Annotated in this window: 18 protein-coding genes; 12 read left to right on the top strand and 6 right to left on the bottom strand. The window is 70.9% G+C overall.

Annotated elements, in window-relative coordinates:
• Positions 1-6: 6 nt before the first annotated feature.
• Complete coding sequence (cobJ, locus tag FV233_RS06085) at positions 7-768, top strand: precorrin-3B C(17)-methyltransferase (RefSeq protein ID WP_147896936.1); 762 nt, start codon at positions 7-9, stop codon at positions 766-768.
• Here the strand turns inward: cobJ and FV233_RS06080 are convergent.
• A complete protein-coding gene (locus tag FV233_RS06080) occupies positions 735-1,532 on the bottom strand; it encodes a cobalt-precorrin-6A reductase (RefSeq protein ID WP_238259342.1) in 798 nt (265 codons plus the stop codon). The two genes, cobJ and FV233_RS06080, sit on opposite strands and share 34 nt — an antisense overlap.
• On the opposite strand from FV233_RS06080, the gene cbiE reads away from it, so the two are divergent.
• The 4 genes from cbiE to FV233_RS06060 are packed head-to-tail and all read left to right on the top strand — an operon-like array spanning position 1,531 to position 5,241.
• Entirely contained in the window at positions 1,531-2,751 is a 1,221-nt protein-coding gene (gene cbiE, locus FV233_RS06075; protein WP_147896918.1) for a precorrin-6y C5,15-methyltransferase (decarboxylating) subunit CbiE, read from the top strand. The two genes, FV233_RS06080 and cbiE, sit on opposite strands and share 2 nt — an antisense overlap.
• Complete coding sequence (locus tag FV233_RS06070; RefSeq protein WP_238259341.1) at positions 2,748-3,152, top strand: cobalamin biosynthesis protein; 405 nt, start codon at positions 2,748-2,750, stop codon at positions 3,150-3,152. Before cbiE ends, FV233_RS06070 begins: the two co-directional genes overlap by 4 nt.
• Positions 3,149-3,925: a precorrin-4 C(11)-methyltransferase gene (gene cobM, locus FV233_RS06065; protein ID WP_147896916.1), complete on the top strand. Its 777-nt coding sequence runs from the start codon at positions 3,149-3,151 to the stop codon at positions 3,923-3,925. Before FV233_RS06070 ends, cobM begins: the two co-directional genes overlap by 4 nt.
• Positions 3,922-5,241: a cobyrinate a,c-diamide synthase gene (locus FV233_RS06060; RefSeq protein ID WP_147896915.1), complete on the top strand. Its 1,320-nt coding sequence runs from the start codon at positions 3,922-3,924 to the stop codon at positions 5,239-5,241. The genes cobM and FV233_RS06060 overlap by 4 nt, the downstream gene beginning before the upstream one ends.
• A 93-nt stretch (positions 5,242-5,334) precedes the next feature.
• Here the strand turns inward: FV233_RS06060 and FV233_RS06055 are convergent, their stop codons facing one another.
• Positions 5,335-5,745, bottom strand: coding sequence for a helix-turn-helix transcriptional regulator (locus tag FV233_RS06055; protein ID WP_147896935.1), 411 nt, complete (start codon positions 5,743-5,745; stop codon positions 5,335-5,337).
• Between the two features lie 484 nt (positions 5,746-6,229).
• On the opposite strand from FV233_RS06055, the gene FV233_RS06050 reads away from it, so the two are divergent.
• The gene (locus FV233_RS06050; RefSeq protein WP_147854303.1) at positions 6,230-6,574 is read left to right on the top strand and encodes an antibiotic biosynthesis monooxygenase; all 345 of its coding nucleotides are present in this window, start codon (positions 6,230-6,232) and stop codon (positions 6,572-6,574) included.
• Positions 6,575-7,014: 440 nt separating this feature from the next.
• Positions 7,015-8,520 carry an undecaprenyl-phosphate glucose phosphotransferase gene (locus tag FV233_RS06045; RefSeq protein ID WP_147854302.1) on the top strand — a complete coding sequence of 502 codons (1,506 nt, stop codon included), beginning with the start codon at positions 7,015-7,017 and terminating at the stop codon, positions 8,518-8,520.
• Positions 8,521-8,537: 17 nt separating this feature from the next.
• Here FV233_RS06045 and FV233_RS06040 read toward each other — a convergent pair whose 3' ends face one another.
• Positions 8,538-9,023 (bottom strand): transcriptional repressor, encoded by a 486-nt coding sequence (locus FV233_RS06040; protein ID WP_147854301.1) that lies wholly within the window; start codon positions 9,021-9,023, stop codon positions 8,538-8,540.
• Between the two features lie 124 nt (positions 9,024-9,147).
• On the opposite strand from FV233_RS06040, the gene FV233_RS31600 reads away from it, so the two are divergent.
• Genes FV233_RS31600 through FV233_RS06030 form a run of 3 tightly spaced genes read left to right on the top strand, consistent with a single transcriptional unit; the run spans position 9,148 to position 10,969 of the window.
• Positions 9,148-9,282 (top strand): hypothetical protein, encoded by a 135-nt coding sequence (locus FV233_RS31600; protein ID WP_281406482.1) that lies wholly within the window; start codon positions 9,148-9,150, stop codon positions 9,280-9,282.
• A complete protein-coding gene (locus FV233_RS06035) occupies positions 9,279-10,097 on the top strand; it encodes an ABC transporter ATP-binding protein (protein WP_147896914.1) in 819 nt (272 codons plus the stop codon). Before FV233_RS31600 ends, FV233_RS06035 begins: the two co-directional genes overlap by 4 nt.
• Before the next feature lie 47 nt (positions 10,098-10,144).
• Entirely contained in the window at positions 10,145-10,969 is an 825-nt protein-coding gene (locus tag FV233_RS06030; RefSeq protein ID WP_147896934.1) for a metal ABC transporter permease, read from the top strand.
• On the opposite strand, the gene FV233_RS06025 is transcribed toward FV233_RS06030, so the two are convergent.
• From FV233_RS06025 to FV233_RS06015, 3 genes are read right to left on the bottom strand one after another with little or no spacing between them, the layout of a single operon-like run.
• Positions 10,970-11,833: an SDR family oxidoreductase gene (locus FV233_RS06025; RefSeq protein WP_147854299.1), complete on the bottom strand. Its 864-nt coding sequence runs from the start codon at positions 11,831-11,833 to the stop codon at positions 10,970-10,972. It lies immediately after the preceding gene.
• Positions 11,830-12,975: a tRNA epoxyqueuosine(34) reductase QueG gene (gene queG, locus FV233_RS06020; protein ID WP_147896933.1), complete on the bottom strand. Its 1,146-nt coding sequence runs from the start codon at positions 12,973-12,975 to the stop codon at positions 11,830-11,832. Before queG ends, FV233_RS06025 begins: the two co-directional genes overlap by 4 nt.
• Before the next feature lie 29 nt (positions 12,976-13,004).
• On the bottom strand, positions 13,005-13,697 hold the full coding sequence (locus tag FV233_RS06015) for a glutathione S-transferase family protein (RefSeq protein ID WP_007561448.1): 693 nt from the start codon (positions 13,695-13,697) through the stop codon (positions 13,005-13,007).
• 255 nt (positions 13,698-13,952) lie between these two features.
• Here FV233_RS06015 and FV233_RS06010 point away from each other — a divergent pair, with 255 nt between their 5' ends.
• Positions 13,953-14,756, top strand: coding sequence for an undecaprenyl-diphosphate phosphatase (locus FV233_RS06010; RefSeq protein ID WP_147854298.1), 804 nt, complete (start codon positions 13,953-13,955; stop codon positions 14,754-14,756).
• Positions 14,757-14,852: 96 nt separating this feature from the next.
• On the top strand, positions 14,853-16,730 hold the full coding sequence (locus FV233_RS06005) for a methylmalonyl-CoA mutase family protein (RefSeq protein ID WP_147896913.1): 1,878 nt from the start codon (positions 14,853-14,855) through the stop codon (positions 16,728-16,730).
• The last annotated feature ends 17 nt before the right edge of the window (positions 16,731-16,747 follow it).

Below are 16,747 nucleotides of genomic sequence, written 5' to 3'. Positions count from 1 at the left end.
CAGGGTGTGAGCGGCAGCGTCACGGTGGTCGGCCTCGGCCCCGGGGATCCCGGGTTGCTGACAGAGTCCGCACGCCGGGCCCTCGACGCCGCGCAGGACCTGATCGGCTACTTCCCCTACGTGGCGCGCGTGCCCGAGCGGCCGGACCTGGTGCGTCACGCCAGCGACAACCGCGTCGAGGTCGACCGCGCCCGCCATGCCCTGCAGCTCGCCGCCTCCGGCCGGCGGGTGGCGGTGGTGTCCGGCGGCGATCCGGGCGTCTTCGCCATGGCCTCGGCCGTCTTCGAGGCGGTGGAGTACGGCGAGCCCGGCTGGCGGGACCTGACCATCACGGTGGAGCCGGGGATCACCGCGATGTTGGCCGCCGCCGCCCGGCTCGGCGCGCCGCTCGGCGGCGACTTCTGCGCCCTGTCGCTCTCGGACAACCTGAAGCCCTGGCCGGTGGTGACGGCCCGGCTGGACGCGGTGCTGCGGGCCGACTTCGTGATCGCGCTCTACAACCCGATCTCGGCGGCCCGGCCCTGGCAGCTCGGCGCCGCCCTCGATCTCGCCGCCGGGATCCGGGCGCCCGAAACGCCGGTGATGTTCGCCCGCGCGATCAGCCGGCCGGACGAAGCGATCCGGGTCTCGACGCTCGCCGAAGCGCATGCCGTACCGGCCGACATGGCCACGATGGTGATCCTCGGCGCCTCCACCACGCGGCTGATCCCACGGTCCGGCGGCGTGCCGTTCGTCTACACCTCGCGCAAGGTCGCGGGCACGGCATGAACGCCGGTCTCGAGCCAGCACAGAGCGCCCGCGGCGTCGGCGACGCTCGGTACGTCGGGCTTCTCCGGCCGGCGCACCATGACCACCGGGATCGCGAGGCTGCGCGCCGCGGCGATCTTGCCGTAGGTCGCCGCACCGCCGGAATTCTTGCTGACCAGGATCTCGGTGCCGGTGGCGTGCATCAGCGCGGCCTCGGCCGCCGCGTCGAACGGGCCCCGCGCCTCGATGGCGGTGAGGTCCGGAACTGGCAGAACCGACCCGAGCGGCTCGACGCTCCGGGCCAGATAGCTGTGCTGCGGCGCCACCGCGAAGGCGCCGGCCTCCTGGCGGCCGATCGTCAGGAACACGCGCCGGGGCGCCTGCCCCAGGGCTGCGACCGCCTGCTCCATGGTCGCCACCTCGGTCCAGAGGTCGCCGGCCGCGCGGCGCCACCCCGGCCGGCGGATCGCCAGCAGCGGCACCCCCGCAGTCTCCGCGGCGGCGGCGGCGTTGGCCGAGATGGTCGCTGCGAACGGGTGCGTCGCGTCGATCAGGCGATCGATACCCTCCGCACGCAGATAGTCGCCGAGACCCGCGGCGCCGCCGAACCCGCCGATCCGGGTCGGCACCGGCTCGGCCTTCGGGGCCGCGGTCCGGCCGGCCAGCGACAGCATCACGGCGTACTCGCCCCGTCCGGCCAGGGCCCGGGCCAGGGCGCTGGCCTCCCCGGTGCCGCCGAGGATCAGGATTCGCATCGCGCCGCGGTTCATGGGGGTCTTGTCCATGAGCGCTGATCCCCTGTCGAGCCACCGCTGGCTATCGATCGTCGGCATCGGCGAGGATGGACGCTCGGGCCTCGCGCCGGCGGCCGCTGCCGCGCTCGATGGCGCACAGGTCGTCTACGGAGGCCGCCGCCACCTCGCCCTCGCCGCCCCCCTCGACGCCGAGACCCGGACCTGGCCGAGACCGATCCACGACGCCTACCCGGAGATTTTGGCCCGGCGCGGGCGGCCGACCTGCATCCTCGCCACCGGCGACCCATTCCATTACGGCATCGGCGCCGAGATCGCCCGGCTGGTGCCGCCCGCCGAGATTCGTACCTTCCCTCAGCCCTCGGCCTTCAGCCTCGCCTGCGTGCGGCTCGGTTGGCCGCTGGCCGAATGTGGTCTCGTGACGCTGCACGGGCGGGCGCTGGCCCGGATCGTGCCGCACATCCAGCCCGGCGCCCGCCTCCTGGTCCTGTCCTGGGACGGCAGCACGCCGTCCGCGCTGGCGACGCTGCTCGCCGAGCGCGGCTTCGGCGCCTCGATCATCACTGTGTTGGAGGCGATGGGCGGCCCGCGCGAGCGGGTCCGCTCCGGCCGGGCCGATGGCTTCGACCTCGAAACGATCGACCCGCTCAACACCGTGGCCATCGCGGTCGCCGGCGCGGGACAGGCCCTGCCGCTGGCGCCCGGCCTCGACGACGGGCTGTTCGAGAATGACGGGCAGCTGACCAAGGCCGAGATCCGGGCGTTGACGCTGGCGGCCCTGCGCCCGCATCCGGGCCAGCATCTCTGGGATGTCGGGGCCGGGGCGGGATCCATCGCGATCGAGTGGATGCTGCGCCATCCGAGCCTGCGCGCCACCGCCATCGAGGCTCGGCCGGACCGGGCCCAGCGGATTCTCCGGAATGCTCAGGCCCTCGGGGTTCCGGACCTGTCGGTGGTCACCGGCGCGGCCCCGGCAGCCCTCGCGGGCTTGGCCGCCCCGGACGCGATCTTCATCGGCGGCGGCGTTTCCGAGGCCGGGGTTCTGGCAGATACGCTCGCGTCTCTACGGCCGGGCGGGCGCTGCGTGGCCAACGCGGTTACGCTCCAGGGCGAGGCGGCGCTGCTTGCGGCCTTCGCCCAGCATGGCGGAAGCCTGCGGCGGTTCTCGGTCGATCGGGCGAGCCCGGTCGGGGGGATGCATGGCTGGCGGCCCGCGATGCCGGTGACCCAATGGGCGTGGACCAAGCCATGACCGACCCGCTCGTAGCCGGGATCGGGTTCCGGCGCGGCACAGGCGCCGACGAAATCGCCGCGCTGATTACCCGCGCCCTCGGTGCCGTCGGTGCCGCCCGGACCGATCTGACGGCCGTCGCCACGGCGTCCGACAGGGCTGCGGACCCGTCCATCTGCACGGCGGCGGCGGCGTTCGGCCTCTCCCCTCTGCCCATCGAGGCCGCGGCCCTGGAAGCCTGCGACCCGGAAGTGGTCACGCGCTCGGCCCGGATCGAACGCTTGCGCGGCGTCGGCTCGCTGGCCGAGGCGGCCGCCCTGGCGGCGGCGGGTCCCGAGAGCCGCCTCGCCCTTCCCCGCATCGCCAGCGCCGGCGCAACCTGCGCCCTCGCGATCCCGCACAACACCGCTCGGCACCCATGACCGTCCACTTCATCGGCGCCGGACCGGGCGCCGCCGACCTGATCACGGTGCGCGGGCGCGATCGCATCGCGGCCTGCCCGGTCTGCCTCTACGCTGGATCGCTGGTGGCGCCCGAGATCTTGGGCTGGTGCCCGCCGGGCGCCCGCATCGTCGACACCGCACCCCTCGATCTCGACGCGATCATGGCCGAGATCGAGACCGCGGAGGCGAACGGGCACGACGTGGCGCGGCTGCATTCGGGCGACCTCTCGATCTGGAGCGCGCTCGCCGAGCAGATGCGCCGGCTCGATCGACTCGGCATCGCCTACACGGTGACGCCGGGCGTCCCGGCCTTCGCGGCCGCAGCCGCGATGCTGCGCCGGGAGCTGACGGTGCCGGGCGTCTCGCAATCGGTCGTGCTGACCCGCACCTCGGGCCGGGCGAGCGCGATGCCGGAGCGCGAGACGCTGGCCGCCTTCGCGGCGACCGGGGCGACGCTGGCAGTGCATCTCTCGATCCACGTGATGGAGAAAGTCGCGGCCGAGTTGATTCCATTCTACGGCGCATCCTGCCCGGCGGCGGCGGTGTTCCGCGCTTCCTGGCCGGACGAGCGGGCGCTGGTCGGCGACCTCGCCGGGCTCCCCGCCCTCGTGGCGGAGGCCGGTCTTGAACGCACCGCCCTGATCCTCGTCGGGCCGGCACTCGGCGCGGCCGACTTCCGGGAGAGCGCGCTCTACGCCCCCGACTACGACCGACGCTACAGACCGGGCGGTACCGTGGGAGGCGCGGCATGAGCGCCCCCGGACTGCTGGTCGCGGCCCCGCGCTCGAGCTCGGGCAAGACCACCGTCACCCTCGCGCTGATGCGGGCGCTGACCCGGCGGGGCCTGCGGGTGCGCGGCGCCAAATGCGGGCCGGACTACATCGACCCCGCCTTCCACCGGGCGGCGACCGGCCAGCCGAGCTTCAACCTCGACAGCTTCGCCATGGCGCCCGGGCTCCTCGACGCGCTGGCGGGCGAGACGGCGGCGCAGGCCGACATCGTGGTCGCCGAGGGCTCGATGGGCCTGTTCGACGGCGTCCGGGCCGCGGAGAACCGGACCGGGGCGAACGCCGACATCGCGGCCCGCTACGGCTGGCCCGTGGTGCTGGTGATCGACGTCTCCGGCGCTGCGCAATCGGCCGCCGCCGTGGCGCTCGGCTGTACGCTCTACGACCCGCGGATCCGGATCGCCGGGGTGATCCTCAACAAGGTCGCGAGCGCCCGCCACCGCCGGCTGGTCGAGGCCGGCATGGAACGTGCCGGCCTCCCGGTGCTCGGCGCCCTGATGCGCGATGCCGAGCTGGTCTTGCCCGAGCGCCATCTCGGCCTCGTCCAGGCGGGCGAGACCGCCGACCTGGAGGCGCGGCTCGACCGCCTCGCCGACCTGGCGGAAGCGGGTATCGACCTCGATGCCGTGATCGCCTGCGCCGGCGGCAGCGCTCCGTCGTCGGTCGGCGTGCTGCCGCAACCACCCGGGCAGCGGATCGCGGTGGCCCGGGACGCGGCGTTCAGCTTCCTCTACCCGCACCTCGAAGTCGGATGGCGGCTGGCCGGGGCCGAGATCGTCCCGTTCTCGCCCCTTTCCGACGAAGCACCGCCGGATTCGTGCGACACCTGCTGGCTGCCGGGGGGATATCCGGAGCTGCATGCCGGGCAACTCGCTGCCGCGACCCGCTTCCTCGACGGCCTGCGCGCCTTCGCGACGACACGGCCGGTCCACGGGGAGTGCGGCGGCTACATGGTGTTGGGTCGGACACTCGAGGATGCGGATGGCACCACCCACGCCATGGCGGGGCTGCTGCCGGTCGCCACCTCGTACCGCAAGCGCAAGCTGCATCTCGGCTATCGCGTCGCCCGCCTCAGCAGCGACGGTCCGCTGGGCCGCCGGGGCACCCGGGTCGTGGGCCACGAGTTCCACTATGCCAGCGAGCTGTCACCGTCCGCCGCGGAGGCGGATGCCCTCGCCCGCGTCACCGATGCGGAAGGCACGGATCAGGGCTTGGCCGGGCATCGGGTCGGCCTAGCGGGCGGAAGCTTCTTCCACCTGATCGCGGCCGAGGAGGTCTGAGCGTCGATCGGCGTGCGGGTGCCGGATCGGCGGGGCCGAAACGCGATCCATTCGATCACGCCGCGCGTGCGGAACCGCCCCGGTGGAAACCGTTCAGACCGGATCGGCTGAGGGCGGTGCGGTGCGGGCCTGCGCCAGCCGCGCGGCGCTCCGGACCAGCGCGAGGACGTCGCGGCGCATCTGCTCGTCCTCGATCAACGCGTAGGCGCGCAGCAGCTCGATCGCCCCGTGGGCGCTGAGGAAGCCGAACACGTCCTCCTGGGCGTTCTCGCGGGGCTCGCTCTCCTCGAAGAAGGCCGACACCGGCACCTCGAGCAGGCGCGCGATCTCGCGCAGCCGGCCCGCACCGACCCGGTTCTGGCCCTTCTCGTATTTCTGGACCTGCTGGAACGTGACGCCGACGGCGTTGCCGAGCGCGGTCTGGCTGAGGCCGCGGGCCTTCCGCAACGCGGTGATGCGAATACCGACCAGTCGATCGACGTCGGTGGTCTGCTTCGGCATGATCTGACTGGTCACGTCCTTGTCCGCGCTTTGAACAGCGTCCCCTTGCGGATCCGGTGTTCCCGCCTCGCCATCGCGCCGCTTCACCGTCCGACCCTCGATCTCATAACGCGCCTATACCTAACGTGCGGTGTCGCACGCTAGAGCAGCAACCGAATGCATTGCAAACGGCAACGGCTCTAAGCCCTTATTGTCACTTGCTCCCGTTTGCCGAACAAAATTTCGCGTCGACCGTGAGCACTATAGCAATCGGCCTACACCCCGACTGCGACACAATATGGACCGTCCGGCAATTGGACACCAAGTTGTTAAGCTCCGCAAGTCTAAGCATACATCTTGTGGTTTAACCCGACGTATCTTCGAAACATTGTTGCTGAAATGTCGATCAGATAAGTCTGCGCAGTGCTTCGCGCGCGCCGCGTCGCCGCAGCAGGGCTCGCCCGGACCGGCTTCGGGGCCTAAATTCAGCCTCTCAACGGAGAACAGCATGTTTATCGCGATGAATCGCTTCAAGGTCGTTAAGGATGCGACCGAGGACTTCGAGGCCGTCTGGCTCGGGCGTGACAGCCATCTCGGCGAGATGGAGGGCTTCGTCGAGTTCCACCTGTTGCGTGGGCCGGAGCAGGAGGATCACGTCCTCTACGCCTCGCACACCGTCTGGCGCTCGCGCGCCGAGTTCGAGGCCTGGACGCGCTCCGAGCAGTTCCGCAAGGCGCACAGCCGGGCCCCGTCGACCAAGCCGCTTTATCTCGGGCACCCGCAATTCGAGGGCTTCGAGATGGTGCAGACCGTCGGCGGCGCCGAATCCGCGAAGCAGGCCGCCACCGCCTGACGCTGCTAACACCGCCTTCATGACCCGCCGCCGGACCAAAACCTGGTCCGGCGGCGGGACGACGTAAGGTTGGGCGACCCCGTCGACGGCCGCGCGCAGGCACCGCGCCGCCCCTGTGTCCGGGATACCGCGAGACTCGGCCAAGCTTCTTAGTCCGCCAAAATTCAACCGTTCAGCAACGTCCCGGCATTACCACGCAACTGCTGGTATCAAGCCGTCGAACGGTCGCGCACTGCATGTCTCCGTATTCTGGTGACTCAGCATTTACCATGTATTGCCGACCGCCAGACGTTCGCCTAAATGGGCGGCCACTCCGAAGCGGCCGGACTACCGGATTTCGCGGCTCACCCCTTGCTCCGTCATCGGCAGATGCCGGCGCTGAAATCTTTCGTGTTTCAGACCGGGACAAAGTCCGATCAAACCGGGACGTGGCAAGCAACATGTTTCACGAGCGGGTTCCGGAGACTTTCCAGCCCCTGCCGACCTCGGCCGAACGCCGTCGCAGCGTGTGGTCGGCGCTCCTGCCACGCCGCGGTCGCGCGTTCGCGCGGATCGCGATGTCGTCGTCGCTCGCCGTGGCCGAGATCGGGGCGATCGTCGCCGTCATCCTGGCCGTGGAATTCGGCTACCAGATCGCTTTCGCGGGCGACAGCGTGTGGGTGACGGCCTTCCGCGGGCTGCGCCTGGCCGCGCTGCTCAGCGCCATCATCGTCTCGTCGAACGTCCTGCGCGAGGATTACAGCCTCGACGGCATCATGGCGCAGAAGCTGAACGTCCAGCGCATCGCCTCGCTCTGGCTGGTCGCCTGGGCGGCGGTGCTGGTCGTCGGCTTCCTGACCAAGACGACCAACGACTATTCGCGTATCGTCTCGATCACAGCGTTCCTGCTCGGCCTGCCCGCTCTGCTGCTGACCCGCACCGTGGCGACCCGCCTGGTCCGCCGGAGCCTGACGGCGGGATCGGCCTCGGCCAGCCGCGTCCACCTCGTGGGCTACGAGGAAGACATCGCCCGGTTCTACGCCAGCCACGAGGCCGAGCAGCTCGGGTCCCGGATCGTCGGCACCAGCTACCTGCGCCGGGTCGATCCGGGCGCCGACACCGTGTCGCGGCACGACCAGCTCCAGGAGGATCTCGACCTCGCCGTGTCGGTGGTCCGGTTCCTGCGCCCGGACGACGTGTTCGTGCTGGTGCCGTGGACCGACACCGCCGAGGTGGAGCGCTGCATCGACGCGTTCCTGCGGGTGCCGTCCGCGCTGCACCTGCGGCCAGGCAGCGTCCTCGACCGATTCCCCGACATGCAGGTCGCCCGGGTCGGCGGCGTCTCCGGCATCAATATCGGTCGCCGGCCGCTCAACGTCACCGAGATCCTGCTCAAGCGCGCCCTCGACCTCACGGTGGCGGCGATCGCCCTGGTGTCGCTGTCGCCGCTGCTCGCGGCCATCGCCGTGGCGATCAAGCTCGACAGCCCGGGCCCGGTCTTCTTCCGCCAGAAGCGCTACGGCTTCAACCAGCAGCCCTTCGGTGTGTTCAAGTTCCGGTCGATGCGGGCGGATGCCAACGCGGTGTTCAAGCAGGCGACCCGCAACGACAGCCGCATCACCCAGGTCGGCGCGATCCTGCGGCGGACCAATCTCGACGAGCTGCCGCAGCTCCTGAACGTCCTCAAGGGCGAGATGTCGCTGGTCGGCCCGCGCCCCCACGCCCTGGCGCATGACCGCAGCTTCGAGCGTCGGATCGCGCTCTACGCGAGGCGGCACAACGTGCGCCCTGGCATCACCGGCTGGGCCCAGGTCAACGGCTATCGCGGCGAGACCCTGACCGACCTCGACATGGAACGCCGCGTCGCCTGCGACCTGCACTACATCGACAACTGGTCGATCTGGTTCGATCTCCAGATCATGGTCCAGACCATCGTCTCGCGCCGTGCCTACAAGAACGCGCGCTGAGCGACCCGGGGCGCACCTCAGGATTCCTGCGCACGCTCCCGGCAGGCCCCGCAATCACCCTCGACTTCCAGGATGCTGTGGGCCGGCGTGAAGCCCGCCCGCTTCAAGGTGCGGCCGAGACCGTCCTCCAATTCCTCGGACGAAGCTTCGTCGACGCCGCCGCAGGTGCGGCAGATCAGGAACACGACCCCCTCCCCCGGGGCATGCCCGTGGGCGCAGGGGATGAACGCGTTGCGGCTGGCGATCCGGTGGACCAGGCCCTGCTGCATGAGGAAGTCCAAGGCGCGGTAGACCGAGACCGGCGCCACGCGCTTGCCCGGCGCGCTGAGCTTCTCGGCGATGTCGTAGGCACCCTGGGCCTTCCCGGCCTCCGCCACCGCTTCCATCACCTCGCGGCGCAGCGGCGTGAATTGCAGACCGCGCTCGCGACAGACGGCTTCCGCCCGCGCGAGCATGTCGCCGACGCCCGCCTGGCACGCGTCGTGACCCTCGTGACGGTGCATGATCGCTCCAACCCCGAAACCGCCGGTTGTCCGGCGGGTTTGTTACAGTGTATCACCGCGGCCCCGGAACGCACCAGTAGCCCGACCGGTCCCCGCGCCGGCCCGAGCGCGCGACGAGGACGTCTTGCCCCCGATTTCCAGCCCACGCCAAGCGGTTCCGCGATCTCTGTTCCGCAGCGGCATCGGCCCGCGCCTCGCACTGGCGGTGGCGCTGTCGGCCCTGGTCTGGCTGGCGATCGCCTGGGCGCTCTCCGCATGAGCGACCGTCCCGCGATGCAGGATGCGATCCACCTGGTCGGCCTGACCCTGGGCTACGATCGGCATCCGGCAATCCACCACCTGTCGGGAACCGTGCGCGCCGGTGACCTGCTGGCGCTGGTCGGGCCGAACGGGGCCGGCAAGTCGACGCTGCTCAAGGGGATGGCCGGCGAGATCCGCTGCCTCGAAGGGCATATCGATCGCTCGGGCGCCCTCGCCTACCTGCCCCAGGCCGACGAGATCGACCGAAGCTTTCCGCTGAGCGTGATGGACCTCGCCGGCATGGGTCTTTGGCGGAAGGCCGGATCCTGGCGCAGCCTTGGCCGGCGTCGGCCGGAGATCGGGGCGGCCCTCGATGCGGTCGGGCTCGGCGGCTTCGAGGCGCGCCCGATCAGCACCCTTTCGGGCGGGCAATTCCGGCGGGCCCTGTTCGCCCGCCTGATCCTGCAGGATTGCCCGGTGATGCTCCTCGACGAGCCGTTCACCGGCATCGACAACCGCACGGTCGACGACCTGCTGGCGCTGATCCGGATCTGGCACGGCCAGGGGCGCACCGTCGTCGCCGCCCTGCACGACCTGACCCAGGTGCGCGAGCATTTCCCGACCACGCTCCTGCTGGCTCGGGAAGCCGTGGCCTGGGGGCCGACCGCCCGGGTTCTGACGCCGGAGAACCTGGCGCGGGCGCGCAACCTCTCCGAAGCCTGGGACGAGGACGCCCCGGTCTGCGTCGGGCCCCGGACAGCCGACGCGCGCGGGCATGATCACGGATCGCACGGCCCGGACGCCCACGACCATCATCACGAGGACGCGGCGTGATCGATCCGTTCGGACCGCTGCTGGCACCCTTCGTGGAGTTCGGCTTCATGCGCCGGGCGCTGGCGGGCTGCCTCGCACTGTCGGTCTCGGCGCCGCCGGTCGGGGTCTTCCTGACCCTGCGCCGGATGAGTCTGATGAGCGACGCGATGAGCCACGCGATCCTGCCGGGTGCCGCGGCCGGCTTCCTGGTCGCCGGCCTTTCGCTGCCGGCCATGACGCTCGGCGGGCTGGTCGCCGGTCTGGCGGTGGCGCTGCTCGCCGGCGCGGTCACCCGGGCCACGGTGGTGCGCGAGGATTCGAACCTCGCGGCCTTCTACCTGATCTCGCTGGCCGGCGGCGTGCTGCTGGTGTCCTTACGCGGCTCGCAGATCGACCTGATGCACTTCCTGTTCGGCTCGGTGCTGGCCCTAGACGACGCCGCGCTGATCCTGCTCGGCGGCATCAGCACGCTGACCCTGGTGGTGCTCGCCGCGATCTACCGGCCGCTGGTGATGGAATGCGTCGATCCGCTGTTCCTGCGCACGGTGAGCCGCAGCGGCGGCCCGGTGCATCTCGCCTTCCTGGCGCTGGTGGTGGTGAACCTCGTGGGCGGCTTCCAGGCGCTCGGGACCCTGCTGGCGGTCGGGCTGATGCTGCTGCCGGCCGTGGCGGCCCGGTTCTGGGCGCGCGACCTCGGCGGCCTGATCCCGGTCTCGATGCTGATCGCCGCGGTGGCGAGCGTGACCGGGCTCAGCCTGTCCTACCAGCTCGACTTGCCGAGCGGCCCGGCCATCGTGCTCGCCGCCGGCGCGCTCTACATCGTCTCGATGCTCGCCGGCCCGCGCGGCGGCCTGCTCCGTCGCCTCGTCCGGCCGCGGCACCTGGAAGCCTGATCAGGCCTCGTCCTTCAAGGCAGCAAGCCCTTCGCGATAGGTCGGGTAGGCCAGCGCGACGCCGAGTTCGTCCCGGATCAGCCGGTTCCGCACGCGCTTGTTCTCGCCGTAGAAGCTGCGCGCCATCGGAGACAGGTCGGCGGTCTCGAAGTCGATCTCCGGCGGCAGCGGCAAGCCGGCGAGCACGGCGGCGTGCTCGGTCACGGTCTGCGGCGGCGTCGGCTCGTCGTCGGTGACGTTGTAGACCGCCCCCGGCCTCGGACGGTCGAGCGAGGCCAGCAGGGTCGTCGCGATGTCGTCGACATGGATGCGGTTGAAGACCTGGCCCGCCTTCACGATGCGCTGCGACCGACCCTCGCGCAGCTTAACGATCGGGTTGCGCCCCGGGCCGTAGATACCCGACAGCCGGAACACCTGCACGGCCTTGCCGGTCCGGGCGCCGAGATCGAACCAGGCCGCCTCGGCCTCGAGCCGGATCCGGGAGCGGGCGCTGCGCGGCGCGGCCGGCGTGGTCTCGTCGATCCAGGCGCCGCCCTGGTCGCCGTAGACGCCGATGGTCGAGAGGTAGCCGATCCAGCCGACCCGGCTCGCCGCGATCGCGTCCGCATAGCGCCGCAGCACCGGGTCGCCCCGCTCGGACGGCGGCGCCGAGACGAGGAGCGCATCGGTGTCGGCGAGATCATCGGCGATGTGGGGATCGTCGGCTTCCGGCCCGAAGGCCCGCATCGTGAAGCCGGTCTCGGCGGCGATGCGCGCGGCACTCGCCGGGTCGGTGACGGTGGCCCGCACCGTCTGGAAGCGGTCGCGCGCCCGCTCGGCGAAACGCCGGCCTGTGAAGCCGAGCCCGAAGATGAAGAGGTTCATGGCGGGGATGTCTCGCCGGCCCGGACTTCCGTCAAGGCGGTGACGGCACTCCACTCGTCGCGAACGTGCGAATCCGTCTCGGCGGCTTCGTGCTGCCGGCGCAGTGCCTGGACGGTGGCTGGCTCCAGCAGGCGACCGCAGGCCCACACCGCCATGCCGCGCACCAGCGGCGAGTCGTCTGCGAGCCGCGCGATCGCCGCATCCGCGAGGTCGGGATCCCCGGAATTGCCGACCGCGATCATGACGTTGCGAAGAAACCGGTCCCGGCCGGTGCGCTTCACCGGCGTGCCGGCGAAGAGTTTCCGGAACGACGCATCATCCAATCCGGCAAGATCCACCAGCGCCGGAGCCGCGAGGTCCGCCCGGGCGGCCAGGCGGGCATCGGCCGCGGTCCGGGCGAACTTGTTCCAGGGGCAGACCGCCAGGCAATCGTCGCAGCCGAACACGCGGTTGCCGATCGCCGTCCGGAACTCCGCCGCGATCGGCCCGGCATGCTCGATGGTCAGGTATGAGATGCAGCGCCGCGCATCGAGCCGGTACGGAGCCGGGAAGGCATCGGTCGGGCAGATGTCGAGGCAGGCCCGGCAGGAGCCGCAATGGCCGCGCCCGGGCTCGTCGGCCTCGAACTCGGCGCTGGTGTAGATCGCCCCCAGCAGCAGCCAGTTGCCGTGCTCCCGGGAGAGCAGCACCGTGTGCTTGCCCTGCCAGCCGAGACCGGCGGCCTCAGCCAGGGTTTTCTCCATGACCGGGGCGGTGTCGCAGAAGACCTTCACCCGGACGTCGCCCTTGGCGGACAGGTAGCCGCCGAGTTCCTTCAGGCGGCCTTTCAAAACGTCGTGATAGTCCCGGCGGCGGGCATAGGCCGCGATCGCGCCGCGCTCCTTCATGGCCACGAGGTCGAGCGGATCGTCGTCCGGGCGGTAGCTCATGGCGAAGACCAGGATGCTGCGCAGGCCCGGCCAGAGGCCGACCGGGCTCGCGCGCTGGTCGGCGCGTTCCGCCATCCAGTCCATGGTGCCGTGGGCGCCTTCCTCCAGCCAGGACGACAGGCGCGCGGGCAGGTCCGGGAGCCGGTCGGGCCGCGTGACCCGCATCCCGCAGAAGCCGAGATGGCGCGCCCGCCCCTCGACGAGGCGGCGCAGGTCGGCACCGTGATAGGTCCGTCGTGCGCTCAGAAATCCAGATCCGCGTAATGGGCCGCCGGCGGCATGCCGGCCACCCGGTCGGCGAGCAGCCCCCGGAACGAGGGCCGCGACTTGACCCGGGCATACCAGTTGCGGGCCATCTCGTCCTCGTCCCACGGCACGTCGCCGAGATAGTCGGCGCACGAGAGATGGGCGGCCGCCGCCAGGTCGGCATAGGTCAGGTTGTCGCCCGCGAGCCAGCGCCGGCGCGCGATGAGATAGCCGATATACTTGAGGTGGTAGCGCACGTTGGTGCGCGCCGCCCGGATCGCGTTCATGTCCGGCGGGCCGCCGCCCTCGTGCGCCGACATGAAGCGCTTCGAGATCTTCTCGTTGACCAGGTAGCCGGTGACCTCGGAATCGAATTTGATCAGGAACCAGTCCAGCAGACGCCGGACCTCGACGCGCTCCACCGTGTCGTCCGGCAACATGCGGCGGCCGGAAAGCCCGAGGCCCCTCGTCTCGTCCAGGTATTCGGCGATCACTCCGGCACCCGGCACGACGAGACCGGTCTGCTCCAGCAGCACGGGCGTGGAGCCCGCCGGATTGATCAGCAGAAAATCGTCCCGGCGCTCCCAGGGGCGCTCCTCGAACAGCGTCGGTTCCAGGCCCATCTCGGCGAGCACGAGACGGATGAACCGGGAGTTCGCGCAGAAGGGGAAGTGGTAGAGGGTCGCCATTGAGGCCGTGAGGACTGCTCGGTCAGACGGCGCGGACAGTCCCGCGCCGGTCGTCGGCCCCGGCGCGTGGGATTTCGGCGCGCAGGACTTCAGAGCGAGCGTTATTGCTCGATCGTTGCCGAGCCCTTAACACGCGCGGCCCGCTCCGGTAACCGCTCGTCAACCCTGATGGGCGAAGCCTCCGGGCACATTCTTTGGACGGTTCGCGACGCGCCTGGTTCGGGCCGGCGTGCGCCCGCGGCGCGAGGCTCGACAATGGATCCGGTAAGCATCGGGAAGGCGGTCCTTCTCGCTCTGGTCGAGGGCGCGACGGAGTTCATCCCGGTCTCGTCCACCGGTCACCAGCTCCTGGTCGGCCACTTCATCGGCTTCCACTCCCCCAACAACACCTTCGAGGTGCTGATCCAGCTCGGGGCGATCCTGGCGATCCTGACGGTGTATTTCCGCCGCCTCGTCGGCATCGCCACCGCACTCCCGACCAACCCGCAGGCTCGCCGCTTCGTGATCGGCATCCTGGTGGCGTTCCTGCCGGCCGCGATCATCGGCGGCCTCTTCTCGAAGGTGATCAAGGCCTACCTGTTCAACCCGTGGATCGTGTGCGCGACGCTGGTGGCCGGCGGCCTGGTGCTGCTCGTCCTCGACGACACCGACCTCGAGGTGAAGAAGACCGACGTCTACGACTTCTCCCTGCCGATGGACCTGAAGATCGGCATCTTCCAGTGCCTGGCCATGATCCCGGGCGTGTCGCGCTCGGGCGCGACCATCGTGGGCGCGATGCTGATGGGCGCCGACAAGCGCTCGGCCACCGAATTCTCGTTCTACCTGGCGATGCCGACCATGGCCGGCGCCTTCGCCAAGGACCTGTTCGACAACTACAAATTCCTCTCGCGCGACGATGTCGGCCTGATCGTGATCGGCTTCATCGTGTCGTTCGTCTCGGCCCTGTTCGTGGTCCGCGTGCTGCTCGACTACGTGTCCCGCCATGGGTTCCGGCTGTTCGCCTGGTGGCGGATCATCGTCGGCGCCCTGGGCTTCGCCGGGTTGATCATCCTCGGATAACAATCCTCGTCCAACGGGCGATTGCCTCCGGGCGAGCGGCATGCGAGGCAAGTCCCTGAAAGCGGTGCACAAGACGCCGCGCCCGGGGACTATCCGATGGAAGACACACCGCTCGCCGACCTGTTCAAGCCCGCCGACCGGGCGCGCTGGCTCGGCCTCGTGGACAGCGTCCTGAAGGGCGCCGACTTCGAGAAACGGCTGGTCTCCCGGACGAGCGACGGCCTGCGGATCGAGCCGCTCTACGAGCGTGCGGAGCCGACTGCGCAACCCTTCCGCGAGCCCGGCCCCTGGCGCGTGTCCCAGCGGGTCGATCATCCCGAGATCGCGATCGCCAACACCCAGGCGATGACCGACCTCGAAGGTGGCTCCGACGCGCTGGCCCTGGTGTTCTCCGGCGCGGCCGGCGCCCGGGGCTACGGCCTGACCGCCCGGAGTGTCGAGGATCTCGACGCCGTGCTGAAGGGCGTGATGCTGCCGCTGATCGCCCTGCGCTTCGACGCGGGCGCGTGCGGCCTGGAAGTCGCCGCCCTGGTGAAGGACCTCGCGGCCCGCCGCGGTGAAGACCTCTCGACCTACGACCTCGACCTCGGCATCGATCCGGTGGGGACGCTCGCCGCCACCGGCAGCCTCGGCGCGGTCTGGTCCGAGATCGCCCCGCGGCTGGCCGACACCGTCTCCGACCTCGAAGCCGCGGGCTTCACCGGCCGGGCCCTCCTGGCCGACGGGCGCCCCTACCACGAGGCCGGCGCCGGCGAGGCGGCCGAACTCGGCGCCGTGCTCGCTACCGCGGTCACCTACCTGCGCGCCCTGGAGGCCGCCGGCCACGACCTCGCCACGGCGCGCGACCGGATCTCCGTGCTGCTCGCCGCCGATGCCGACGAGTTCGTCACGGTCTCGAAGTTCCGCGCCATGCGGCGGCTCTGGGCCCGGATCGAGCAGGCCTGCGGGCTGGATCCGAAGCCCCTGCGCCTCCACGCCGAGACCGCATGGCGGATGATGACCCGGCGCGATCCGTTCGTGAACATCCTGCGCACCGGCATGGCCGCCGCGTCGGCCGGCATGGGCGGCGCCGACAGCGTCACGGTCCTGCCCTACACCCTCGCGCTCGGCCTGCCCGACGCCTTCGCCCGGCGGGTGGCACGCAACAGCCAGATCGTTCTGCTGGAGGAATCGCACCTGGCGCGGGTCAGCGATCCGGCGGCCGGTGCCGGCGGGTTCGAGACGCTGACCGCCCAGCTCGCCGAGGCGGCCTGGGAGGCGTTCCAGGCGATCGAGGCCGAAGGCGGCATCGTCGCCTCGCTCAGCGTCGGCAAGCTGCAGCGGCGCATCGAGGCGACTCGCGAGGCCCGGGCCAAGGCCGTGGCGACCCGCCGCGAGCCCCTGACGGGCGCGAGCGAATTCCCCAACCTCGCCGAGAAGCCGGTCACGGTCCTCGACGTGAAGCCGGTGACCGCCCGCCCCGCCTCGAATTTCGGCTCCGGTTCGGCCGTCGCCTGCGATGCGCTGCCGTCGATCCGTCTGGCCGAGCCTTTCGAGGCGCTGCGCGACGCCTCCGACGCCGTCCTGACGAAGGCCGGGCGTCGGCCCGCCGTGTTCCTCGCCAATCTCGGCACGGTCTCGGCGTTCAATGCCCGGGCGACCTTCGCGGCCAACGCCTTCGCGGCGGGCGGCATCGAGGCCGTGTCGAACGACGGCTTCACGGACCCGGCAGCCCTCGCGGCGGCATTCCGGGAATCCGGCGCGACGCTCGTTTGCATCTGCTCGACCGACGCGCTCTACACCGAGCACGCGGTGGCGGCTACGGAGGCCCTCAAGCAAGCCGGCGCCGGAACGATCTACGTTGCCGGCAAGCCGGTGGACCTGATCGATCCCCTGAAGGCGGCGGGCGTCCATGCCTTCCTGCATGTCGGCTGCGATCTGGTGAGCCTGCTCAACGGTGCCCTCCGGGCCGCCGTGCGGCCGCCCGCCGCCTGAGACGATCACGAGACCGC

Source organism: Methylobacterium sp. WL7 (assembly GCF_008040085.1).
Lineage (GTDB): Bacteria > Pseudomonadota > Alphaproteobacteria > Rhizobiales > Beijerinckiaceae > Methylobacterium > Methylobacterium mesophilicum.
Note: the sequence above shows the minus strand (reverse complement) of the source record. Positions and strands in the feature narration are given on the sequence as shown.